Genomic DNA, 20,656 nt, shown 5'->3' with positions numbered 1-20,656 from the left:
GTTATGCCACACTTGCCTTCCGGTTGTGTACCAAAAAATCACCCGTTTCTGGTATGCCTTCGCACCTCACTAAAAAACGGCACTACAGCCTCTAACTGTGTACCAAAAACTCGTCATTTTATCTATGTCACCAAACTTCCCTCACTCCAAGTTTTTGGGACGCACACTACACAAACGCCAACTGTCGAGCTACCCGGCTAACAGTAGCGCTAAAACCTAAACACTTGGTATGTATTCGGAACAATCCCCTAATCAAAATGTGATGGGAATAGGTCGTCAGATCAGGTTTTCTCGACGTAGGTGGTGTTAGGGAATGCGTTCGCATCCAACGTGTAATTGATAACAAGTATTCTTAAGACATCTTCATTCAAATGATACAAGCGAGAACTAGGCGCGTTTCCCTTGACTTGATTCCTAGTGTACAGAATATACACTAGTTGCCTAGAATTGCCTAGTGTACGAAATATACACTAGGAGAGGTTAATGTTCGTTCGATGGATAAAAAGACAAAACAGTAGAGGCGAATACAACTTTTGTTACCTGAGTGACACGAAGTGGATTGAAGGCAAGCCAAAAAATCGAACCTTAGCAGCGCTGGGAAGTATCACACTTAAGCCAACTAAGCCTGAGCGAGAAGTGTTCTGGATGCAAGCCAAGTCGAGCTTGGATGCTCTGAATTTAACCACACAAGAGAGAGCCAAGGTTGAAGCAGCGCTCGCGCAGAAGGTTCCCAGAGGCAAAAATCCTCATGGGGATTCAGATGCTCCGGTGGAATGGTACACACCACCTGAATATGTAGAGATGGCAAGATTGGTACTGGGAGGAATCGATTTAGACCCAGCCAGTAACAAGGTTGCTCAGGGATGGATCAAGGCAGGCATTTACTACACTGCTGAAATCGACGGCATGATACAACCCTGGTTTGGGCGCGTCTGGTGCAACCCACCTTATGGCCGACAAGTCAACAAATGGCTAGAAAAAGCACTGGCTTCCTATCAGGATGAAAAGGCTGAAGCTATCATTCTTCTGCTTAACAGAACCGGAGCCTCCTGGTACAAGCACTTGTTGCGGCAAGTAACGGCTGTTTGTGAGGTGGATAAACGAATTGCCTTCATTGATGCCAATGGTCACAGGCAAAGTTCGCCTCGCTACTACAATGATTTTGTCTATCTCGGCAAGGATGTAGAAACGTTCTCACGAGTGTTTGGAGAAATTGGGGATATCCGAAAAACCCCCACACCGTTGAGTACATAGTACGGAAGTTCCTTAGTCCGGCTCACCAAACCGTGCTGTTAGCGCTTCGATAATCACACTCGTCATCGTCACTCCAGTTCGCTTCGCCTCCGCTGACCAATGCCGTCGTAAGGATATCGGCACCTTGACGCATAAGTTCACTTCCGGTTCAGCCTCCTCTGAAGTTATTTCTGGTTTACTGGTTTTCTGGTCATCTGGTCTGTCTCCTTTCTGGTCTTCTTGTTTTCTGGCTTGCTTGATTAAATCCCCATACTTACCGTTGCTCATTTCCACATCTCCCTAATTTCTGACCCCAAACCCTCGTAATCAGCCCACGCCGCCAGAGCGCGAGGCTCATCTAAATCTCGAATCGGTATACCCGCCAGTGCCGCCTTGGGAAACCCCACCGTGCGACGAATCATCGTCTCAAAGACTGGAACCCCCCCTTGTTTCAAGTCCTTCTTCATCACTTCACCTTCCCGCGAAGGATAGGAAGGCACGATGGTAATCAAGGCTCGGTAATTAGCCTCCCCCAAATCCCGTGCCGTTTCCAACATCGGTTGAAGGCTTAAGACATCCGGAGCGGTGGGGAGAATTAGCAGATCGCATCCCTTTGCTAACTCCTTGAGGTCATCAGAATTGGGTCGCGCCGGAGTGTCAATAATCACGAAGTCAGAGCCAGACACAACCTTCATCGCTTGCCGTTCATCAGCTACGGTGAAGGGAAGTTGACCGCGATTATTCCAACCCAACGCCGTGCGGTTTGGGTCACCATCAACAAGGACAGTCTTGCCCAATTCGCTGAAGAAGGTTGCCAGGTGAACCGCCGTGACCGACTTCCCCACCCCGCCTTTGTACCCAGTTACGGTGAGAATTTTCATCGCTGTTGACCTCTAATCTGGTAACCCAGATATCTGGTAGAGAATCCTGACTGAGATTTATCTTCAAGGCTTGTCTCCTAGCCATTGTAGAGCGAACCCGAACCAGAACTTCTCCTTTCTGGTATCTGGGTTACCAGATAACCAGATTGATGGCTTCAGGTCATCTGATGAAACTTTAAAGCCTTTCCTATCCCGGCAAATACAAACTGCTGCTATCCGTTGGTCTGGCGTGTAAGTAGCGCGAAGTCGAGCCAATATTCGCATGACCCAAGGTCGCCTGCACTAAATGAATGGGAGCACCCCTTTCAAGGCTATGAGAAGCATGAGCGTGTCTCAATAAATGCGGTGACACCTTCCTCTGAAGACCAGCTCTTTGAGCCGCCACTCTCACGATTTCATAAACAGCGATTCGCGTCAGATGCCCCTGATTGTTATGCTTGCGCGAACGGAACACTGGGTCATCATCACCCGCACCCTTCTTGAGTTGCATCAGCTCAATCCACAGAGACGCAGGCACCAGTATGGTGCGAGTTTTCGAGCCTTTGCCAAACACCGTTACTTGTCCACCACTGTTGCGTTCCTGCAAATCCTTCCATTTCATCGCGCATAACTCGGAAACTCTCAGACCGAGTAGATATAGCGTTCGCACAACCGCCCGGTTTCTCAAGTCAGTCTCTAAAGCAATCATCGTCATCACCGCCATCTCAGTCAGCAACCGCTCATTGAGCGTGTCCTTCGCTTTAGGCATGACGACAGGCGCACCAACATTGACCGCTAACACCCCAGTCTGGGTGGCAAACGAAAGCAGGGACTTAACCGCCGAAAGGATAGACCGTTGGCTACTCGCTGACAAACCACTCTCTTCTAAAGAAGTGGCAAACGCTTGCACTTCCGCCAAACTCACCTCTAGCAGCGGCTTACCCACGAACAATAAAAATCGTTTAGCACTGCGACGATACAGTTCGGCGGTGTGGGCGCTTTTACCGTGAACCCACATATTAATTAGCTGCTGAGTAGCGGTAGTCGCCCCAGGCTGTTCAACCCGTAGCGTCATAAATGGCGTGGCGTTAAATGCGTAACGTCATCCTCTCATAAACAGGCAACACTGTTCACTAACCGTTGCCACACGACTTCAGCACGAATCTAACAAGACCAGGATAATGTAAGGTTCAATTCGCTTGAGAAAAAAGCGAACGCTTTTTTCAAACCCTAGAAGTTGATGTAGGTGACTTGTGCGCTATGTCCCAACAATCAAAAGCCTGACGACGCGAAGAGTCTATCAAAGCAAAAAGCGCCCCCGTAAGGGAGGCGCTTCTTAAATCGTCGGCTGTTGATTTGAAAGAGGCAGACTCTTTTTTGAAAATCTTCGTTTCACACCCTAATGGCAACTTGACTAAGCCGGAAATTTGCTCAAGCCATTTCCAACCAATCAAAGATTCGATCTAACTGCTTCAACGTGATTAATCCGTATTGCCAAAGAATCATCGGCAACAGATTTGGGGTATCGGGATGATGGCGCACCGCGAGGTCAATCGACGCGGAGGGAATTGCCAACTCATCCTGCAAAAAACCAATTAACAATAGGAGGCGTTTCGACTTCATTGGGTTATTTATGGTTAGGGTCTTTATCTTGGCTGACCACAATGTTAAGTACTATGAATATTCTCATAATTTTGGGTAAAGTTGGTCTTTCTAAGGAAAGATTTTATCTATTATCTGGACACAGCAGATGTACACAACATCCTCTGTCCTATAACAGTCAGGAGTTTGGGTATAGAGAAAGTCTAGTATTTAGTTTTGTAAAGTTTCTAAGCTAAGTGATTTAGCAATGGCTTGTCGGCTAGTCGCGGTACAGTGAAAGGCAATATTTTTCCTGAGCGTATCCCTCTTAGGTAGTAGATTAGAAGTATATACAGAATTTCTATAAAAACCCCCGCAAGCAGATGGCGCTTGCGGGGATTATTCGTATCAAGTTTCATACCTAAGCGACTAACCTTATAGTGGGTTCTGATAGCAGCGTTCAGTATCTGCTGAAGTAAGATGGCTTCATGAAATCTTGTTGGCTAATTACTGCACTGTTAACAGCGATTACTGGCTGTAGGCAACAACCCCAAGGACTAGAAGTGTCACCGTCCTCACCAACGTCTAACCCGACACCAGACGCTTCTATCTCTATCGCCACCGAGAGAGAGAATCAGCCATCTGCCAGTATTAGTCCTAGCCCTACGCCCATACCCCAATCGACAACAGAGGCTATCCTGATTGCCACTGATACCAATGCACAAATTAATCTGAGATCCGCTCCCTCTGTAACTAGCAAGCGTTTAGGGTACGCCTTGGCGGATGAGCGCGTGCAGGTCATCAAGCAAGCAGCAAGCACTGATGGCGATCGCTACACCTGGTATCAGGTGCGATTTCCCCGTTCCGGCGCTATCGCTTGGATTCGTGAAGATTTTGTCAGGCTCAAGACGAGTCAAATTCCTTCAGCATCGCCAACCCCGCCGTAGGAGGTCGATGAAGATGTTGCAGAGATTTCTCGACTTATGTTTCAGTACTGAGTTGAGATGCCTTTTCCTGAACTAGACCATGAATATTAGACCTTTTCATCTGGCTTTTGCTGTTACTGACTTGGCAGCCACCCGCCACTTCTACGAAAACATTCTCGGTTGCACCGTCGGCAGAACTTCCGACACCTGGATTGACTTTAATCTATTTGGGCACCAACTCACGGCTCACCTATGCCCTCAAGAGCCTGAAGACACGCCAACTAATGCTGTTGATGGAAAAAGTGTTCCGGTTCGACACTGGGGGGTGATTTTAGAGATGGAACAATGGGAAGTTCTGGCAGCAACGCTCAACAACTATGAGATTGACTTTATTATCAAGCCCTACATCCGCTTCCAAGGTGAAGTCGGTGAACAAGCCACCATGTTCTTTAAAGACCCCAGTGGTAATGCTTTAGAGTTCAAAGCCTTCCGGCAAGATGAAGCAATTTTTGCTCACTGATAAGCTCTCTCGGGGAAATTTGGCGTGCTGGACTAGTAATGCGACTGGGCACAGCCAACAAGTATGAATCACTACGAACAATCTTCAAGCGTTGGAAATTGTTCGTAGTGATTCATCTACTTTAATCTGCCAAATCTCTAGGTTCAGCTAAAGCGCTGCATCAGGCTAAGGCGCTCGCGAACCGATTATTTCGCCAGTTGCTCGATTAGTCGCTGGATGTTGTACTCGATTTGCTGGAGTGCTGAATCGGGGAGAGTGTACTCGACATCGTGAACTAGCCAGTATTCGATCGCATCTCTCCAGGTAGGGAAGCGCTCGACGATTAAAGGGAGGTGTTCTGACTCATCAACGGCAATAACTTTGGACGCTGCAACCAAATCCGCTTCAGTTAGGGGGAGAGGATAGCGCATATCGAGTGCCATGCTTACTCCGCGTTCGGTTAAACCCATGAGGGCGTGCTGGGAGATAGCTCCGACATTATTTACACCCCGTTCCAGCGCTAGTCCGCGAGAGGTAGCTATCCAATTTAACCCATGCTTGGGAGCCAATACATTGAATAAATGTTCGGCAAATCGGCTGCGGTAGTAATTGCCTGTGCAGAGAAACAATAGCGTTTTCATCCGTCCTCACCGATTTGAAAAAGCTAATAACGTTAGCAATTGCTGCCCTTGAGTTTATCAAATAACTTAATCGAATCGACCGTGCGGCAAAAGATTTAACCCTCAAGAGAATTGAGTTAACGCCTCTCGCGCTAACTTGGCATAGGTCTTTACCGTCTCATATATAACGAGCAACATTATCTCTATGCAATTCGATTCTGATGATTTTCTCCAATTAGCGTTGGCTAGGGAACAATTATTGAATGAGTTTCCCAGAGTCAGCTAGCTCGGAAAATCTTTGGTAGTGCTTTTCGAGGGCTTTTCTATTCGGTCTTGCTGTTTTACTCCGAGGCAGCCTTAACGCTTGCTCCGCTAGCTTAGAGTAATAGGTCTCTTTCAAACAGGGGGCAATCTCAACCTGATTCGTTAAGGGATTGATACTCAGGTAGTGAGCATCGAAGAGTTTATGGATGTCCATACGCAGCAACAGTCCGTTGGCTGGATGGTCAGTTTTCGGACCGAGATAGGGAATGATGTGAGCCGCTTCTAAAACAGGTTCAAAAGAGCAACCTGTAATTGAGCAACACCCACCATAAGCTTCTATCAACAGGCGCTTAAACCTTTTTTGACCCGGACGAACAACAGTGGCTTTGGCGCTCTTTTGCCTTTCATCTTTTATATCGTCTGGGTTGAAATCTTGCTCCCTACCCGACTCCGACTGTACTAGACCTTCCCAGATTTCTAGCAATTCTATCCCAAGTTTAGTAGATGGAATCTTGTATTCCAACAGGCGCGTCAAAGCGACGAAAAGGTCATCTTTGTTATCGTCGCTGGATACCCCGTGGCGTGACACATATTCTTGGTAAATTTGAGCAAACCTTCTAAAATCAAGGTTTTCCCCAAGAGATAGTTGCTTGTTGGGTCGAATAAAAAACTTGTCAGCTTGCTCCTGTTGTAAGAGTTTTAGTAATTCTACAGAGACAGAATCCTCCTGTTTTTCTCCTCCCACCAGCTTGATTAATCTCCTAACAACTTCTCGCTTTTGCGTGAGGGTTAGTTGATAGCTTTTGGTATATCTCGCAAAGACAGCGGCAATGTCTTCCCAAATCTGAATTTCCCGCTCTGGGTGAAAGTCATAAGTAAAATCTTTAAGCCAATCCGAAAGCTTTTCGTCAATGACATAGCCGACCTTGTGATAAATCCTGGTGAGGCGAGAGACTTGGACAGATGTCAGTTCACTGACGGGAGTACTCGGTTTCACCATTTGATGGCAAGGAATTTGCTCAATAGAAACTGTCGCTGTGTTTAGGTTGAAGACCTGTGCTCTCAGGCTAGGCTCGTTGAAGTTTGATGACATCATCATTTCTTAAGAGTAATAATCAGTCTTAAAGCAAGTGCTATAAAGCTTTGGTTGAAAATCTTTCAAGAGAATCTAGTCGCCGTTCCACTCCAAAAAGAATGAGGAGTCAGTGGTGGAGCCAGCGGCTTTTTGTTGGGAAAAGGCACTCAGTTTTTTAGACGAACGGTTTCATAGGCATAAATAAACACTTATAAAGCGGCAACAGGCTACGGCTTAGTCGGGAAATTCGATTGGCTTGGCGTTACCTTACATCCTGAAGCTTCTCCAAAAAAACGCCCTGATGACAGCTTATTTGAACACTCACTGCCGTTCAGATTGCTCAAATTGTGCTACTCGGAGTAATGCCGGGAGCTTGTCATCAAGTGCTTGCGTAGCTTTAAAAGCCTGAGTGAGACTTGCCCTCCAACTCAGCTATATGGCTCAAGAGTCGGTGTTGCTTGGGCAGCTTGTTACGGGCGCATCAAAAACAACCTCAAAGGAAGCAGTTGGTATAAACCGTTGCAAAACTCTCTTATGGTCTTGAGCATCTTGGCGATTAGCAAACCGGGCAACAGTGTAATGTTGAGCTTTGGGCAGGAGTCGGACAATCGCCCAGGGACGAGTGTAATCTCCCGGTTGCTCAATTCGTTGATGAGATATAGCTTTCTCGCCATCGGTTTTTAAGGTACTGTGCACAATTGCCCACATCTGTTCCCAGGCGGGGCTGTTATCTTTGGGACCCAGATTCCAATCACTCACTGGCGCTGGTAGCCAGGTCAGGACATAAGAGTTATCGCCAAAGGTGACTTTCCAGGACAGGCGACTCTTTAGCTTGTGGCATTGATAGCCTTTGAGCCGTAGGACAGCACAAACATTTTCGCCTTCACGCTTGAGGCGAAGCCAATCACGATGTTTCATCAGTGGCAAGTATTACTAGATGAGTTGATGGTTGCTTTTTGGAAACAGGAAAGGCGAAATGCCTTCAGTTGCTCTGGCGCTATCGCTCTGTGACGGGCTGCCACAGAGAGTGGTGAGAGCTGGGTTCGTAGGCATTCGCCAAGCTGTGCTTATGATCAATTTGGAAGTTGATACGTTTTTCAGGCGGTTACTGCTTCAAGTGTCACCTTTGAACTCAACCACAGTGCAACAAGTCTCTATCTCCTTGAGAGAAGATTGGACTTGCCAATCGTTACGTTAAAGGTTGATGCCTCTTGAAAGAAACGCCTTGACGACAGCTTATTCCAGTGAGCGCTGACGCAAATATTGCTCAAATTGTGCTGAAAGCTGCCTGGGAGTGAAATTGAACGTTCTCAACCACCAATCTGCTAGCGCTAGAAGGCGTTGAGGTCTATCAGAAGGCTCTCGATGGGAAGTAGCGCTGGGGTCAGAAAACCAGTGCTGTACAGTTGAGGCAGAAACTCCGCACACTAGCCCAATCTCTCTATAACCTACGGGTGCCCAAACGATGGCAAAGTCGTTTGGGGACATGCGACCCCACATCCAGTTCTGGAACGCTGCTGTCTCTTCGTTTTCTCTACTCAAGGGACTTACCCTCCAGCTTGTTGAACTCGCCTAACAATTCGAGGTCTTGTTCGTAAGCCCAATCTTTTTGGCAGAAGGAATAGCTGAAGCTATTCGGATGCAAGCCTACTAGGTAATGCCAGCCTGTCACCTTATGGACAGTTCCAGTCGTCCACAAGCGGTCTACTATCATCCCGTAGTCATGGGCTTTTACATAAGCCCAAATAACTTCATCCCCAACAGAAAACTTAGGGGGATGCTGTGGACTACCTTCTTCTTTCGTCAGCACAATCTGTTGACCAGTCATGGCTAACCTCCACTTGGCTGTCGGCTTTACGCCTCTACGGGTGTAAGCATAGCATGATTTGTCATCACTAATCATATTTGTCATTAAAAATGACTTGTGATGACAAATCATGAAAGTAAATGCCAACGCTATAAACTGTTGGCATGAGTGACAAGCAAAAGCGAGACCGAATTACTCTTGACATAACGGACTTGAGAGAGCGCATAGAAACGGCTCGCTCAGAGCCGTTATGGAAAGAACTTTCTTTGTCAAGAAAAATAAGGAATCTCTTGCAGACGTACCTGGAGCAACTCGAAAAGGAGCGGCAACAGGAGGAACAGCGTAACAATCAGCCAGACAATTCGTAGAAGGAACAGCGCTCAGTAGCTTAAACGTGAAAGAATTGATGCTTAGAGACTGTTAATCTCCCCAGTTCTCAACAGCATTTCTTTACGCTCTGTGTCATTTAACCCTTTGTCAATTCGAGCCATCACCTCTTCTGAGCGCCGCATTGCTTCCATCTGTTCACCGCTTGTGCGGTTGGTGGGTCGCAGATTTTGAACCACACTGGAAAAATCAACTTGTCGGTGTTTGCGGGTGCTGTGCCACTCGGCTTGAGTCTGTCGCCAGTCCTCCCTCTCAATCATGTCTAGTTCCTGGCAAATTGCTGGTGAGAGTCTGTAATCAATGCAGTTGGAAAGCTCACTACTGTCATAGCTACTACCAGCAGAGCAGCCCTGATTTTGACAGCGAGGAAGTTTGTCATGTCGGTAGTCATAACCATCAATCAGCATTGCTACTAAATGCGGTCTGACAATTCCCAAATCGTGACAACAGTAGCATTTCCAACTGGGTTGCCATACCTCCTTTTCGTAACCCGGTTTGTCTTCTTGCCGCAAAATCTCACGGGGCAGCTTCTTCACGACTCATTCCCCCAAATGCGGTTGTTGGCTTGCGCCCATTCACGAAACTTAGTCCTTTCGGAACGCTCTTCTCCAGGAGCTAACCCAACAAAAGCCCCAGCGCCTTGGGTTCGCATCTCCTCAAGCCACTCGTCCCGGCGCGGGTGATTTTCCCAATCTTGGCTGGGAGCGATCGCTTCCCCGACGTTGGCACGAAACTGTGGATACAACTCGTCGAAGTGCGTCCACACCCACCTCTCAGGAAGTGTCGGCTTCTTTGGCAGCTCTGCTGCCTTCTTTAAGCCAAACTTCAAAAAATTCTCTCTCTCAAATAGCGAGAGAGAGTTTAAATGGGTTTTATTAGTTTTATTAGTTTTAGGTGACTCAGACCCTTTGTCCGGTGAGGAGTCTGGCGATTGATTGTTGTGTGAGTGCATCGCTTGTTGCGTGGGTGCATCGTTTGTTGCGTCTACGCATTGCAGGTTGCGCTGGTGCATCGTTTGTTGCGTGGGTGCAACACTGTTGCGTGGGTGCAACACTTTAACCTTGGCTTTAATCAGCTCTGAATCGATGTATCTCATCTGGTCTAATTGCTTGAGGGCGCGGCTGACACTGCTCTTGTCGAGTCCTAGATCAGAGGCCATCTCCGTAACTGTTACCTCAACACCACGATCGCCAAATGGGTCAGACGTTGCGATGTAATAAAGAACTCCTAACTGAGCGCGTGTGAGTGTTTTGAAATCCTTGAGCCACTGCTCTTTTGTCACCCGTAGATGCAGTGCATTAGATGGCTTCTTTCGAGTTCCTGTCATAATAGAAATAGGTTGAATGATTAGATGCCCCGTACCTCACTTGTTCTGAGATCGGAGCTAATTTTTTAGCTCTCAGCCGTGCTAGAGAGCCATTGGCAAGCGTTTAGATGATTTCCAGTTTGTCCTGGGTAGGTTTCGCTCTCTATCAGGCATAGCGGCGGCGAAGTAATTCCCGCGTGGTTGTTCCTTACAGCAAGGATTCAGCCTTGCTTGTGGTCTGATGTAAACTTGTAGGTGTCATAGATGCTCCATCATCTGTGAATTGCCCTTAGCTAGGCTCTGGGGAATTAAGCTATCCTTCAACTTTAGTTGATAATTGGCGTATGCGCTAATTCTGAGTAGCGTATTATCGAAGGATGAGGAACAAAATCTTTGACCAGGTACTGAGGCAGCATGGGATAAGCGGCAAGTGGCTATCTCAGGAGTCTGGTGTTGCGGAGGCGACAATTAGTAAGTTCCGTAAAGGTCGGAGTTCAATCACTGTAGAGATTGAGGATAAGTTAATCGCGTGCCTCCCCTACGAAGTGCGGAAAGACTATTTCTCAGAAATTTTGGGTGGGGCTTGCTCAGAGCGTCTGCCGGATTTAAAGCAGGTAATTGAACAGGTAGATTTGGCTCAGTTGCCAGATGGGCTAAACGCGATCGCCCGTCGGCTTCGCGTCACAACCAGTAATTCCACTGATCCAGCCTCTGTATGAAAAACTCAAATGAACTCACAACCCTCATCGGGGTTATTGGGTTGATTGTCAGGAGAAAGCACTTGTTCTGCCTGCACCCACTGCTTTTTCCAGTTGCGAATTGTACTAGCACTCACGCCAAGTAATTCTTCAATCTGCACTGCACTCTTGCCCTCACGCAGCAGATTCTGACAAGCTTGCCTAGTTTCTGGTGGGTGTATCCGAGGCCGACCCATTTTCACTCTCTTAGGTCGGGTTAAATTAGCTCGGTTCGCCATTGAGCCGAGTGATTGAGCTGAAACTCCTGTGAGCCTCTCAATTTCTCCAACATCTCGACCATCTCGATACAGTGCAAGAGCTTGCTCCTTTTGAGCAGTTGAATAGAATAGACGTGGTTTGAATAGACCTGCCGCTTTGAGCCAATCATTGACTATCTTCGTGGGAACTCCGGTCAAATCCTCAATCTGACTGGCACTCATGCCATCAGTATGTAGATTCAGACAGCGCTGCCTCAGTTCGGGTGTAGGCTCTACTAACCTGTCTAAGTGATTGGCTTGACGAATCCACTCCCTTAGGCGACGGCAGTTCGTCACACCCGTTAGCGACTGAATCCTCTCAAGCGAGTAACCTTGAGTATGCAGCTTTACACACTGCTGCTTCACTTCATCTGAATAAGGTGGCTTGATCTCTGGTGGTAGTATTACCGGGAAGACTTCAGCAGGAATCGGATGCAGCTTTTCTTTGATGAGTTGCACCAGCACATGGAAGTAAAGGCAATTCTCGCACTCAAGCTCACCTCCAGGATTCAGGCAATTACAAAATGGGTGCCAATCTTTCAAAGCTTCCGCTTCAGCCGCAGTAAACCGTTGTGTGGCTTGCTCAAAAGTATTGATTGTCAGTTGTGAAAACATAGAAATCCTCTGTCACTAGAATTTAACAAGCGAGTTCAGTGTTAGATCGTTAAATCAACCGAAACAACTTCTCCGTTCAAAATTGAGACTTTGCTGACAAACTTGTCATAGATAATTTCTCGCTCCTTCAGATTGAGCGTGTACCAAAAGCTTTTCTTTTTGGCTTCAGGACGACTAATCATCTGTTGAGCCGTCTCTTGAACAAACTTTTTCTGCTCTACCTGAAGACTTTGCCCCTCAATCTCCTTGATTAAGCCGTATTTAGCCTGTTTGAGATGAGGTGTGGGGCTAATTTCTAGGAGTTTGTCGAGACCTTCTAATTGCTGTTTGAGGAGTGTAAGTTTTGAGGCTTCTAGTAAATCTTCTTTACACTCATTAGTTCTCGTTGACAGCTCATGCGCTAGATGAAACAACTGATGAATAATCGCCTCATCAAGTTTTTCCGTTCGGATACACTTACGATTGCTACAGCCAATCGTCGAATTTCGACAACCGTAATATCGATAATCGGCGCTATGCTTCAGTACACACTTATGACCACATTCGTCGCAAACAACAAGTCCTGTAAGATAGAAAGCTAATCCAGGAGTGCCTATCATCCGGCTATTTGACTTGAGAATCGCTTGAATTTCCTGAAATTCTTCATCAGTAATCAATCGAGAATCTGGGTGGGTATCATAGTGAACTTCCCAGGAATTTGGGTCTTTCTTGCCGCCTTTCCTTTGAAATTTCTTGTAAGCGGTATGACCTCGCAAAACCGGATTTTCTAGCCAGACTTTAAAGTTCGCTCCGGATGCCCAGAAAAGCACTTGTTTACTGAGAACTAGATTAGTCTCCTTGTTAGACTTCTTAAAGATTTCTTGAGCTTCACTATCACCTGACTTGGCAACTCCCTTCTTCTTTCGCTCAACCCCATATTTTAGATAAAGGTGTGTCAGAACGGGTCGAGTCCTTCTTAGTTGAAGAAAAACCTCCACTGACTCTCTAGCAATTTGAGATTTACTAATACCAATAAGTTTGGTTGAGGTGTTAGGTTCATTGTAGAGAGCTAGATAATCTTGCGGTCTATCCTGTAGAAGACAGATAACAGGTTCAGTATCTAGAACATATTTATCATCTTCGATAACATAGCCCCAAGGTGCTCGTGTCCAAGCAACTTTGTTGCCCCGACGGTATTCAAAACCGCGTTGGATTCTCTCCCTGAGCATACGCCGCTCATGCTGAGCAATTGTTGCCTGCAAATCTGCACTTAATTCTCCAGAAGCGCTGTTGAGATCTACTTCTCCTTGGTCAAGTAGTGTCAGTTTGATATTAGAGCTTCTTAAGAGTTCTTTAATTTTGTAATAGACTAGAGGTTCTCTAGTTAACCTGTCCCAGCGGGTTGCAACAATTACGTCTACCTCTCCCTGAGCAACTGAAGATAAAAGGTCGTTAAAACCGGGTCTATCTGGATTAGCTCCTGATTCAATATCTTGGTAGATCTTATCTACGCCAAACTGCTCAATGCGATGGATTTGTTGCTTGAAAGCATTGTGGTCAAAGGCTTGCTCGTGAGTTGAAACTCGCGCATATCCACATATCTTACCCATAAAAACCTCCTAAATCTAATGTCATGATACTAGAAAATTGTGCGCGTGTAAGTCAAGTTACGCTTGCACAAAAAAAGCTTTTAGTAATAAATAAAAGCCAAATAAGCTACCTGATAAAAGTAGATGAAATGGCTTCATCTGCCGTTAATCATGTTTTTGTGACTCTAATATCTAAATACCAGAGTCACAAAGCCAATGAAAAACTTTTTGAATTTTTTGAGAAATGTTAAGAAGAATAGTACCAGTAGAAATACCTGTCGCTGTCTAACCCAACCTCGACCGATACCATTTGGCTGGTTTGTTTGCTTCTGTAAGGAATCCCGTCTCGCCAGTAGAAGCAGGAGTCGAAGAGTTTTATGCCTGCTGTGAGAGCTTTCCAATAAGCTCTCCAGAGCTGACCGAAAGATTCATCGCTGTTCTTGTGGTTCCACAGAGCCAAAATCCAGTACCCTTGCCAACCCATACTCCTCAGGTCTTGAAAATATTGTTCCTCGACTGTAGGCTCGTCGTAAAAATTATTCCTAAGGAATTTCAGAAAGTGGCGGTAGCGTGCTTTTTGTTTTGCCTTGTTTGTCCAGAGGGGATGAGAATTGAGTAATGTTTTTTGGAAGTTATCTCGAAACTCTTCTCTCCGATTATGAATAAATAGCTCTTGAGCTGTTTCAAAGGGATAGTCAATTCCTTCCTTTTGGGCCCACTCTCGAATCTTTTGTTCTCCTTGGAAAAGGAGTTGATAGATAGCCTTTTCAATGTCGGTTGCTATATGCAGGTCTTCTAGGGCAGCTTGAGGAAGTACGTGGCTCAGAGAATGACCTGCCTGAGTAGGGTCAGGAATTAAGTTGAAAATTTTATTAGGTAGCACGATTGACTTGACCTGCCAGCTGTTCTGGATGCATCGCATCCAGTAGCGTTGCTGGTTATTGGCAGGAGCGAAATCAAAGGTAGCGATGCTCCGGAGCGCTTCTGCTAGTTTCCAAAAAGCCAGAGTTTGAGGAGTGTCGGGTAGTAAAGTGAGACTCCAATAGAGGTGGAGTTCCTGGAAGCCAAAGGCAGTATCTGAGGCGAATTTCTGAGAGGCAGCGATTGCCAAAGCTTCTCTGAGGGTAACTTGTTTTGGGCAGTCATTCAGATCGAAGATTTCAATGATGGTTCCTTCAAAATCGCAGGGGTCTCCTATTTCATCAATGATGAAGGCTTGCAATGTTTCTAAAGAGGATTCTTGCTTGATGGCTAGCAGTAACTTTTTTTGTCCATGTTCATGACGTAGCCAGCCTAAAGTACAAAGGATGTTGCTGCGATGGGCATAGACAGGGTTGTAGCTAGTTGCAAAAGCAGTGCGTATCTGTACCCGATGGTTGAGCCAGAACTCGCGCAGTTTCTTGGGCTGATGTAACAGGGAGGGAGTAAGTTTTTTTTGGGGGGTAGGTGGCTTGAGATTGTGGAGTTCTTTTTCGGGCAGCGGTTCGGGTAAGATCTGGTGGCAGCTCGTAGCCCAAAGATGAGTTTGGAAGTGCGTCCAGCTCAAAAATTCTTCTAACGCTAAACAGTAATTTTTAAGTTTTTCTTTCTGGATTGTTTGGTCGGAAGAAGGCGGATTGGCTAATGGTTTTAGGGTGTAAAGAATTTGTGTGGCATCTTTGAAAAACTGTTGAATTGGAACAAGAGCTAGATACTCATCCAAATGGTTGAGTAATTCGGTTTTTGTGAAACCATAGCTAGGCAGAATATAGCGTCTCAAGAATGTCCGGAGACGACTAACAAGTAGAGGCTTATCCTGACTGACTGTGGTTAGGGTGAATTGCTCCAAGGCTTCGTTGAGTGTCTCTAATTTCATGGCTTCTTTTCCAGTCAGTATCTTGAGAACTGATAACTTTCAAACGTTGATTTATGATCGCAATGACAACATCCAATCTAAAACAAACACTCCCTAGTAGTCGGGATGATAATGCATCGCTGCTAGGCGATCACCCATCACTTTTGTAGTGGTGTAAGTATCACGAAAATAAGAACGGTTGGAATCAGGCTCTAGACGAGCGCGTTTTTGGAGAGTTCAGTCAGAGGGGATTAAGCAAAGGCTCAAGGGGAAGTGAAACAGTCTTCAAAAACCGACATTAACGAAAACACGGCACAAGACCCGTCAGGTTTAATGCGATCGCAACCACTACCAACTACTTCGGTAAGAAAATCATGCTCCTTTCACAACGCAGTAGCCCAAACGTGGCAACGCACTTGTTAGACAATTATTCGGCAAAGGGAAGAGCGGCAACATGTCGTATAAAAGCGTACTTTTCTGTCAGCAGCAATTTAGACCAGCTTATTGATGACTCGCAAGAATCGGGGGGTTACTCTCAATAAGAGCCGATTTTTGGCTTTCTAAGTTCCATAAATTTTAGGAATTACCCCCATCAACGCTATACCGTCATTACAGCTTATTTTCTACCTCACATAATGTGAGATTATCGGTATTTGACATCCTGAACGGATGAGTGATTGATAAGTTGGATTGATGACTTATTACCGATTGAGACACAATATTCTTTATGTCATATTGATACAAAAAAAATACCCCAGATAAGTGGGGTAAGGGGATACAAGTATATTTTGTTCACAAAAAGTAGTTATCCGACAGTGCCTCTTACTGGATGAGTGCGATCGCGCACTTGTCTGTCAAGTCTGCCAACTGGATGCCACTTTTTCTGTGAGGAGGTTTTCAGAAATAGGGCTTGAGTTTAACTTTGCTCCCAAAGCAGACTAATTAAAATCAGCAAGCTAATAAGGGATATCAAGGCAATGGAAAATCTTGTGGGAGAACCAATCGAGGGATATTGTTTCTTGATTTTCGTTTAAGGCGATTTCCACTAAAGAAGTTACCAGTCAGGTGAGACAATGAGGATGTCCCATTTGGGCAATATAGGAGTATCTTAGCTAGTCTGGTAATTTGTTTTTCAGAAATCACCTAAGTCCCGTTAGATACTCAGGACTTACGGGACAAGGCACTGTGGGGCAGTACTCGCAGCACTTCTGTTAGGGTAGTTACCCCTATGGTCACCTTCTTAATCGCCGCCATCCGAAACGAGTCAAAATTGATTTCACCCAGGTAGCGGTGCAACTGGGTCATTGTTCCCTCGTAAATTAGCTGTCGCACTGTGTCATCGACGTTCAGTAGTTCCACAATCGCTTCCCGCCCTAAGTAGCCGGAATTGAAGCACTTAGAGCAACCCTTGCCACGACGCCATGCTTGCGGGTTCGCTTCTTGTATCGATAAGCCCAGCTTCCTCAAATCAGCTTCAATGGGTGTATGAGGTTGGGCGCAGTGGGGGCAAACTCTGCGGACTAAACGCTGAGCGACAATCCCCAATAGAGCATCACTGACTAAACCCGGATCTGGACCAATATCTTTGAGGCGGGGAATCGCACTGACAGCATCGTTAGTATGCAAGGTCGTCAGCACCAAGTGACCCGTCAACGCCGCCCGAATCGCTGTTTCTGCTGTTTCGCTGTCCCGAATTTCCCCGACCATGATGATGTCCGGGTCTTGTCGTAAAATCGCTCTAAGTCCTGCGGCTAAAGTCATCCCTGCCGCCTCATGTACTTGGGTTTGGGTAATGCGGGGCAACACATATTCCACCGGGTCTTCTACCGTCACCACATTCACATTTTCAGTAGCTACAGCTTGTAGAGAGTTGTAGAGCGTACTGGTTTTCCCCGAACCAGTTGGACCTGTGAGAATAATTATCCCCTGAGGCTGCTGCAACCAGCTTCTGTACAGCTCCAGATTTTTTTTGGAGAATCCTAAATCTTCTAGACCAGAAAAGGGGTTTCGTCGGGGGAGTAAGCGAATCACGACTTTCTCTCCACCCACGCAGGGGAGGGTACTCACCCGCATGTCCAGTCCTAGTTGGGTTTCCTCGCCAGAGGTGTAGTTTTCTCCAATCCGCCCATCTTGAGGACGACGGCTTTCGGCAATGTCCATGTTGCACATGACTTTGAGGGCAACAATCGCCCTGCGGCTGACATCAGCTTGCAGAGTGGTAATATCGCGCAGAATGCCGTCAATGCGATAGCGAACTCTTAAGCCATCTGACATCGGTTCTAGGTGAATATCGCTGGCGCGGTTGCGTAGCGCACTGGAAATAATGGTTTTAATCCGGCTAATTTGGTCAGCAGCTTTGGAGAGATAAAGTTGTGTAACTTCACTGATGTCTTCTTGCTCTGCCTCGCCCGTGAGAGGATTGACTATTTGTTCGGAGCTGATGGAGTTAGCATTGAAAGTTTGGGTGAGAAACCAAGTGCGATAGCTTTTATCGGCAATGGGAATGATTTTGATGTCGGCAAGGGTGCCTAGGGCGAAGCCCTTGCCTATGGCATCGCTTAGTTTTTTAATGTCCTCTTCTGTAAGAGCGACTGGACTGCCCAGGTAGTAACAGTTGCGCCAAAGCAGCAGGGGAATTACGGGAGGTAAAGCACTGCGATTGGGAACGTCCCGAAAAAAGCGGGAGCTGACTTCCGAATCAAGCATTTCAAAGTTAACAATTCCTTGCTCATCTACCAAAAGCTTCAGGGCTTCGTCACAGGTAATTTCACGGTTTCTTAGCTTAGCCCAAGCGGAGGCAATAGTAACGCAAGATTGCATTGTTTTTTCCAACAAAAATAAACAGCAGGGATTGAATTATATGGTTCGTGCCGTAATGCGTTAGCAAAGCGGCGCTCTCTTCGCATCGCTCACGAGCCATCAGAACCTCACTTACTCTGACTCGTTCCATTCAACGGATGTCGTCCTCACGTTGCGACCACCGGGCATAGAAGTTTGGAATGTAGCAGTTTGACCAGGGCTAAGCGTCTCTTCATTTGTGGGAACGGAACCCCTCTCAGTCACGCTGCCATTCTCGTCAAGAAGTTCATAGTTAACCATAGGTTGGTAAACTGTTTTGTTTGTATTATTGACAACATTACCAATCATTTGTTTGCCGTTGTATCTTACGTTACTGATAATTATTTGGGACTGAGCTTGGGATCGAGCGCTAGTTTTTTTTTCACACAAGCTACTGAGATTCAGAGTTCTGCCATCTTCTGTTTGCATATAACAAATGGGCTTATCAGTGTCTGAGCTTGAAACAACTGGATATCTATCACCTACAGTCAGCGGATGACTAAAAGCAGTTTCAGCTACGAACAGAAGCGAGGTAGCTGTGAGGGCAGCTATTAAACAAAAGTATTGATGCATGGCAATAATAGTCGAGACAATATGCTTTTCTGGAATTCGCTTTACAGATAGAATCGAACAGGGAACTGTTGATTAGCAGTGCAATCAAGTTGGGTCAAATGAAGTCAAACCTTTCTAGATCTAAGTAGTGATCGCACCTTGCATAGGAAGGCAGTGCGATCGCGTAGTGTGCGCTCTGCGCGATCGCCTGAAACAACTCAAAAATGAGTAGTACAAATGAGTACTCTATCTAAATTGTTTGAAGCTAGTTGATGATTGTTGCTCACACTACTGGAACAGTAGTGTTGGAAATTCTTTTTGCAGGTAGAACCGAACCTTGAAGTTGTTAACGAGTAGCCCAATCGAGTTGGGTCAAACAAAGTCAAATCAAGTTTAGTACCACCCTGTGCAGGTGCCCAAGGGGAAACCTACCGTTCTGGCGCAAGCTTGCATCTGGATGGGATTGCGGTCATTGAACATTGGCGTGAACGTGCTTTGTCCCGTGTTAATCTGAGTTGTCCCGCATGGACCAGATAAGCCGCCATTGCTATAACGACGGTTAACCCAAACGGTGTCACCAACAGCGCCTCCGGTGATCCTCCCCCACGCTGTACGCCGCGTGGCATTATAGCGGAGTTCGACGACCCGCGAGGTGCCAGTGATCTGCCTACGACTAACCGTTGCTGCGGGTCCGACCGCTGGTTCGCCGCCACTGCATCCCGGCCCTGGTGAATTGAGTTCTCGGCCAGGTTGCATTGGGGCGGGTTTAGGCGAGTTCTCCACTGGTTTTGGTATATTTTCTACTGGGGCGGGTCCGGGTGCAAGTTCCCCTGCGACGGTTTTTGGTGATGTGACTTCCTGGGCGAGGGCAGGAAAGACAACTGAACCTGAGAGTAAAGTTAGCCCAACTACAATAGCGGAAATACGAGATTTAAGCAGCATGATAATTCTCCTTGAAATTTTAAGTTGGCTAGCATCAAAGCACTCGTCAGTTCTTCCCAAAGGAGACACAACTATTAGTGGTATCTCACTAGAAGCTAATCAATACACATGACTGATTGCCTTAGTTAACTTGGTAATAACTGTGCTTATGTCGTTCAGATTGAACTAAGGATAAAAGGTAGTCAATATCATGAACTTCATAACTGAATTGGTCTTTTTATTTTGTTAAATTTGAGAAAATATAATTGTAAAAAAACTGTTCTAGAAGTTCTGAAAAGACTCCAAAAACAGCGCTCGCACTCAGGAGACGCTCCACAGGGTCAATTCAGTGCCAATACACAGGCTGGACTCAATGGTCACGCAGCCCTTAATGGTTCTATTCGCCCTTGGTTGCTCATTAATGGGCAGTTGCGCGAATTATCGCTCTTTTGTCACTCTCGTCAGAGCGAAATCTGAAACCCTTACAGCGAGGGAGTTTTACATTTGAGCTTATGAATTGGGTTTCTATCAGTTTGCGATCGCTCAAATACTGCGTGGACAAAGCTTTCCTCCATCGGCTGTTATTTTTATTTTCCCGGGGTGACAAAAGAGCGTTATAGCGGTTCTCAAATGAGTGGAGTACACTCAACTTCTGCCCTTTTCCCTCTGCCTTCTGCCTCAAAGCCAACTACTTTGTACCTCAGCAAATAGAGAAACGCTATATCACAAGCCGAGCCTCCTGAGAGCGAACAAGTCGAGGATGACTCACCCAACTT

23 protein-coding genes are annotated in these 20,656 nt (G+C 46.3%); 6 read left to right on the top strand and 17 right to left on the bottom strand.

The features are described from left to right. Positions 1 to 483 precede the first annotated feature (483 nt). On the top strand, positions 484 to 1,254 hold the full coding sequence (locus AC5JL3_RS17175; protein ID WP_496075635.1) for a DNA N-6-adenine-methyltransferase: 771 nt from the start codon (positions 484 to 486) through the stop codon (positions 1,252 to 1,254). 12 nt (positions 1,255 to 1,266) lie between these two features. Here AC5JL3_RS17175 and AC5JL3_RS17170 read toward each other — a convergent pair whose 3' ends face one another. The 4 genes from AC5JL3_RS17170 to AC5JL3_RS17155 all read right to left on the bottom strand — a co-directional run bounded on the left by AC5JL3_RS17170 (position 1,267) and on the right by AC5JL3_RS17155 (position 3,716). After that, positions 1,267 to 1,521 (bottom strand): hypothetical protein, encoded by a 255-nt coding sequence (locus AC5JL3_RS17170; protein WP_496075634.1) that lies wholly within the window; start codon positions 1,519 to 1,521, stop codon positions 1,267 to 1,269. Continuing rightward, positions 1,518 to 2,114 carry a nucleotide-binding protein gene (locus AC5JL3_RS17165; protein ID WP_496075633.1) on the bottom strand — a complete coding sequence of 199 codons (597 nt, stop codon included), beginning with the start codon at positions 2,112 to 2,114 and terminating at the stop codon, positions 1,518 to 1,520. The genes AC5JL3_RS17170 and AC5JL3_RS17165 overlap by 4 nt, the downstream gene beginning before the upstream one ends. A gap of 187 nt (positions 2,115 to 2,301) precedes the next feature. After that, positions 2,302 to 3,168: a tyrosine-type recombinase/integrase gene (locus AC5JL3_RS17160; RefSeq protein WP_496075632.1), complete on the bottom strand. Its 867-nt coding sequence runs from the start codon at positions 3,166 to 3,168 to the stop codon at positions 2,302 to 2,304. A 356-nt stretch (positions 3,169 to 3,524) separates the two neighbouring features. Next, positions 3,525 to 3,716: a DUF2949 domain-containing protein gene (locus AC5JL3_RS17155; protein WP_496075631.1), complete on the bottom strand. Its 192-nt coding sequence runs from the start codon at positions 3,714 to 3,716 to the stop codon at positions 3,525 to 3,527. Between the two features lie 446 nt (positions 3,717 to 4,162). Between AC5JL3_RS17155 and AC5JL3_RS17150 the strand changes: the two genes are divergently transcribed. Next, positions 4,163 to 4,621 (top strand): SH3 domain-containing protein, encoded by a 459-nt coding sequence (locus AC5JL3_RS17150; protein WP_496075630.1) that lies wholly within the window; start codon positions 4,163 to 4,165, stop codon positions 4,619 to 4,621. 79 nt (positions 4,622 to 4,700) lie between these two features. After that, positions 4,701 to 5,120: a VOC family protein gene (locus tag AC5JL3_RS17145; RefSeq protein ID WP_496075629.1), complete on the top strand. Its 420-nt coding sequence runs from the start codon at positions 4,701 to 4,703 to the stop codon at positions 5,118 to 5,120. Between the two features lie 185 nt (positions 5,121 to 5,305). Here AC5JL3_RS17145 and AC5JL3_RS17140 read toward each other — a convergent pair whose 3' ends face one another. The 5 genes from AC5JL3_RS17140 to AC5JL3_RS17120 form a co-directional block, all read right to left on the bottom strand. Then, positions 5,306 to 5,740 (bottom strand): arsenate-mycothiol transferase ArsC, encoded by a 435-nt coding sequence (locus AC5JL3_RS17140; RefSeq protein ID WP_496075628.1) that lies wholly within the window; start codon positions 5,738 to 5,740, stop codon positions 5,306 to 5,308. A 235-nt stretch (positions 5,741 to 5,975) separates the two neighbouring features. Then, positions 5,976 to 7,082 carry an HNH endonuclease gene (locus AC5JL3_RS17135; RefSeq protein ID WP_496075627.1) on the bottom strand — a complete coding sequence of 369 codons (1,107 nt, stop codon included), beginning with the start codon at positions 7,080 to 7,082 and terminating at the stop codon, positions 5,976 to 5,978. Positions 7,083 to 7,499: 417 nt separating this feature from the next. Further along, positions 7,500 to 7,976, bottom strand: coding sequence for a hypothetical protein (locus AC5JL3_RS17130; protein WP_496075626.1), 477 nt, complete (start codon positions 7,974 to 7,976; stop codon positions 7,500 to 7,502). A 318-nt stretch (positions 7,977 to 8,294) separates the two neighbouring features. Then, on the bottom strand, positions 8,295 to 8,600 hold the full coding sequence (locus AC5JL3_RS17125) for a hypothetical protein (protein ID WP_496075625.1): 306 nt from the start codon (positions 8,598 to 8,600) through the stop codon (positions 8,295 to 8,297). Beyond that, the gene (locus AC5JL3_RS17120; protein WP_496075624.1) at positions 8,593 to 8,886 is read right to left on the bottom strand and encodes a hypothetical protein; all 294 of its coding nucleotides are present in this window, start codon (positions 8,884 to 8,886) and stop codon (positions 8,593 to 8,595) included. The genes AC5JL3_RS17125 and AC5JL3_RS17120 overlap by 8 nt, the downstream gene beginning before the upstream one ends. A gap of 143 nt (positions 8,887 to 9,029) precedes the next feature. On the opposite strand from AC5JL3_RS17120, the gene AC5JL3_RS17115 reads away from it, so the two are divergent. Beyond that, on the top strand, positions 9,030 to 9,233 hold the full coding sequence (locus AC5JL3_RS17115) for a hypothetical protein (RefSeq protein WP_496075623.1): 204 nt from the start codon (positions 9,030 to 9,032) through the stop codon (positions 9,231 to 9,233). A gap of 42 nt (positions 9,234 to 9,275) precedes the next feature. Here the strand turns inward: AC5JL3_RS17115 and AC5JL3_RS17110 are convergent, their stop codons facing one another. Both AC5JL3_RS17110 and AC5JL3_RS17105 read right to left on the bottom strand, forming a co-directional pair. Further along, positions 9,276 to 9,788 carry a hypothetical protein gene (locus tag AC5JL3_RS17110; RefSeq protein ID WP_496075622.1) on the bottom strand — a complete coding sequence of 171 codons (513 nt, stop codon included), beginning with the start codon at positions 9,786 to 9,788 and terminating at the stop codon, positions 9,276 to 9,278. Continuing rightward, a complete protein-coding gene (locus AC5JL3_RS17105; RefSeq protein WP_496075621.1) occupies positions 9,785 to 10,579 on the bottom strand; it encodes a MarR family transcriptional regulator in 795 nt (264 codons plus the stop codon). Before AC5JL3_RS17105 ends, AC5JL3_RS17110 begins: the two co-directional genes overlap by 4 nt. Before the next feature lie 356 nt (positions 10,580 to 10,935). Here AC5JL3_RS17105 and AC5JL3_RS17100 point away from each other — a divergent pair, with 356 nt between their 5' ends. Beyond that, a complete protein-coding gene (locus AC5JL3_RS17100) occupies positions 10,936 to 11,277 on the top strand; it encodes a hypothetical protein (RefSeq protein ID WP_496075620.1) in 342 nt (113 codons plus the stop codon). Positions 11,278 to 11,282: 5 nt separating this feature from the next. Here the strand turns inward: AC5JL3_RS17100 and AC5JL3_RS17095 are convergent, their stop codons facing one another. Together AC5JL3_RS17095 and xisF are read right to left on the bottom strand one after the other, a co-directional pair. Then, the gene (locus AC5JL3_RS17095) at positions 11,283 to 12,167 is read right to left on the bottom strand and encodes a COG3415 family protein (RefSeq protein ID WP_496075619.1); all 885 of its coding nucleotides are present in this window, start codon (positions 12,165 to 12,167) and stop codon (positions 11,283 to 11,285) included. Between the two features lie 41 nt (positions 12,168 to 12,208). Further along, entirely contained in the window at positions 12,209 to 13,756 is a 1,548-nt protein-coding gene (gene xisF, locus AC5JL3_RS17090) for a fdxN element excision recombinase XisF (RefSeq protein WP_496075618.1), read from the bottom strand. 23 nt (positions 13,757 to 13,779) lie between these two features. On the opposite strand from xisF, the gene AC5JL3_RS17085 reads away from it, so the two are divergent. Continuing rightward, positions 13,780 to 13,986 carry a hypothetical protein gene (locus AC5JL3_RS17085; protein WP_496075617.1) on the top strand — a complete coding sequence of 69 codons (207 nt, stop codon included), beginning with the start codon at positions 13,780 to 13,782 and terminating at the stop codon, positions 13,984 to 13,986. Here AC5JL3_RS17085 and AC5JL3_RS17080 read toward each other — a convergent pair. From AC5JL3_RS17080 to AC5JL3_RS17065, 4 genes are all read right to left on the bottom strand, one after another. Then, the gene (locus AC5JL3_RS17080; protein ID WP_496075616.1) at positions 13,983 to 15,590 is read right to left on the bottom strand and encodes a hypothetical protein; all 1,608 of its coding nucleotides are present in this window, start codon (positions 15,588 to 15,590) and stop codon (positions 13,983 to 13,985) included. The two genes, AC5JL3_RS17085 and AC5JL3_RS17080, sit on opposite strands and share 4 nt — an antisense overlap. A gap of 1,140 nt (positions 15,591 to 16,730) precedes the next feature. After that, positions 16,731 to 18,389 (bottom strand): GspE/PulE family protein, encoded by a 1,659-nt coding sequence (locus tag AC5JL3_RS17075; protein ID WP_496075615.1) that lies wholly within the window; start codon positions 18,387 to 18,389, stop codon positions 16,731 to 16,733. 111 nt (positions 18,390 to 18,500) lie between these two features. Beyond that, complete coding sequence (locus AC5JL3_RS17070; RefSeq protein WP_496075614.1) at positions 18,501 to 18,716, bottom strand: FxLYD domain-containing protein; 216 nt, start codon at positions 18,714 to 18,716, stop codon at positions 18,501 to 18,503. 636 nt (positions 18,717 to 19,352) lie between these two features. Beyond that, the gene (locus AC5JL3_RS17065) at positions 19,353 to 19,901 is read right to left on the bottom strand and encodes a DUF2690 domain-containing protein (RefSeq protein WP_496075613.1); all 549 of its coding nucleotides are present in this window, start codon (positions 19,899 to 19,901) and stop codon (positions 19,353 to 19,355) included. Between the last annotated feature and the right edge of the window lie 755 nt (positions 19,902 to 20,656).

It is taken from the genome of Symplocastrum torsivum, assembly GCF_059505465.1.
Note: the sequence above shows the minus strand (reverse complement) of the source record. Positions and strands in the feature narration are given on the sequence as shown.

Excerpts from the sequence above, each read along its gene's own strand:
- AC5JL3_RS17155 (WP_496075631.1), bottom strand. The coding sequence starts at position 3,716 with ATGAAGTCGAAACGCCTCCTATTGTTAATTGGTTTTTTGCAGGATGAG.
- AC5JL3_RS17170 (WP_496075634.1), bottom strand. The coding sequence starts at position 1,521 with ATGAGCAACGGTAAGTATGGGGATTTAATCAAGCAAGCCAGAAAACAA.
- AC5JL3_RS17075 (WP_496075615.1), bottom strand. The coding sequence starts at position 18,389 with ATGCAATCTTGCGTTACTATTGCCTCCGCTTGGGCTAAGCTAAGAAAC.
- AC5JL3_RS17120 (WP_496075624.1), bottom strand. The coding sequence starts at position 8,886 with ATGACTGGTCAACAGATTGTGCTGACGAAAGAAGAAGGTAGTCCACAG.
- AC5JL3_RS17175 (WP_496075635.1), top strand. The coding sequence starts at position 484 with ATGTTCGTTCGATGGATAAAAAGACAAAACAGTAGAGGCGAATACAAC.
- AC5JL3_RS17070 (WP_496075614.1), bottom strand. The coding sequence starts at position 18,716 with ATGATTGGTAATGTTGTCAATAATACAAACAAAACAGTTTACCAACCT.
- AC5JL3_RS17085 (WP_496075617.1), top strand. The coding sequence starts at position 13,780 with ATGATACTAGAAAATTGTGCGCGTGTAAGTCAAGTTACGCTTGCACAA.
- AC5JL3_RS17095 (WP_496075619.1), bottom strand. The coding sequence starts at position 12,167 with ATGTTTTCACAACTGACAATCAATACTTTTGAGCAAGCCACACAACGG.
- AC5JL3_RS17105 (WP_496075621.1), bottom strand. The coding sequence starts at position 10,579 with ATGACAGGAACTCGAAAGAAGCCATCTAATGCACTGCATCTACGGGTG.
- AC5JL3_RS17165 (WP_496075633.1), bottom strand. The coding sequence starts at position 2,114 with ATGAAAATTCTCACCGTAACTGGGTACAAAGGCGGGGTGGGGAAGTCG.
- AC5JL3_RS17130 (WP_496075626.1), bottom strand. The coding sequence starts at position 7,976 with ATGAAACATCGTGATTGGCTTCGCCTCAAGCGTGAAGGCGAAAATGTT.
- xisF (WP_496075618.1), bottom strand. The coding sequence starts at position 13,756 with ATGGGTAAGATATGTGGATATGCGCGAGTTTCAACTCACGAGCAAGCC.
- AC5JL3_RS17160 (WP_496075632.1), bottom strand. The coding sequence starts at position 3,168 with ATGACGCTACGGGTTGAACAGCCTGGGGCGACTACCGCTACTCAGCAG.
- AC5JL3_RS17115 (WP_496075623.1), top strand. The coding sequence starts at position 9,030 with ATGAGTGACAAGCAAAAGCGAGACCGAATTACTCTTGACATAACGGAC.
- AC5JL3_RS17135 (WP_496075627.1), bottom strand. The coding sequence starts at position 7,082 with ATGATGATGTCATCAAACTTCAACGAGCCTAGCCTGAGAGCACAGGTC.
- AC5JL3_RS17100 (WP_496075620.1), top strand. The coding sequence starts at position 10,936 with ATGAGGAACAAAATCTTTGACCAGGTACTGAGGCAGCATGGGATAAGC.
- AC5JL3_RS17065 (WP_496075613.1), bottom strand. The coding sequence starts at position 19,901 with ATGCTGCTTAAATCTCGTATTTCCGCTATTGTAGTTGGGCTAACTTTA.
- AC5JL3_RS17140 (WP_496075628.1), bottom strand. The coding sequence starts at position 5,740 with ATGAAAACGCTATTGTTTCTCTGCACAGGCAATTACTACCGCAGCCGA.
- AC5JL3_RS17150 (WP_496075630.1), top strand. The coding sequence starts at position 4,163 with ATGAAATCTTGTTGGCTAATTACTGCACTGTTAACAGCGATTACTGGC.
- AC5JL3_RS17080 (WP_496075616.1), bottom strand. The coding sequence starts at position 15,590 with ATGAAATTAGAGACACTCAACGAAGCCTTGGAGCAATTCACCCTAACC.
- AC5JL3_RS17145 (WP_496075629.1), top strand. The coding sequence starts at position 4,701 with ATGAATATTAGACCTTTTCATCTGGCTTTTGCTGTTACTGACTTGGCA.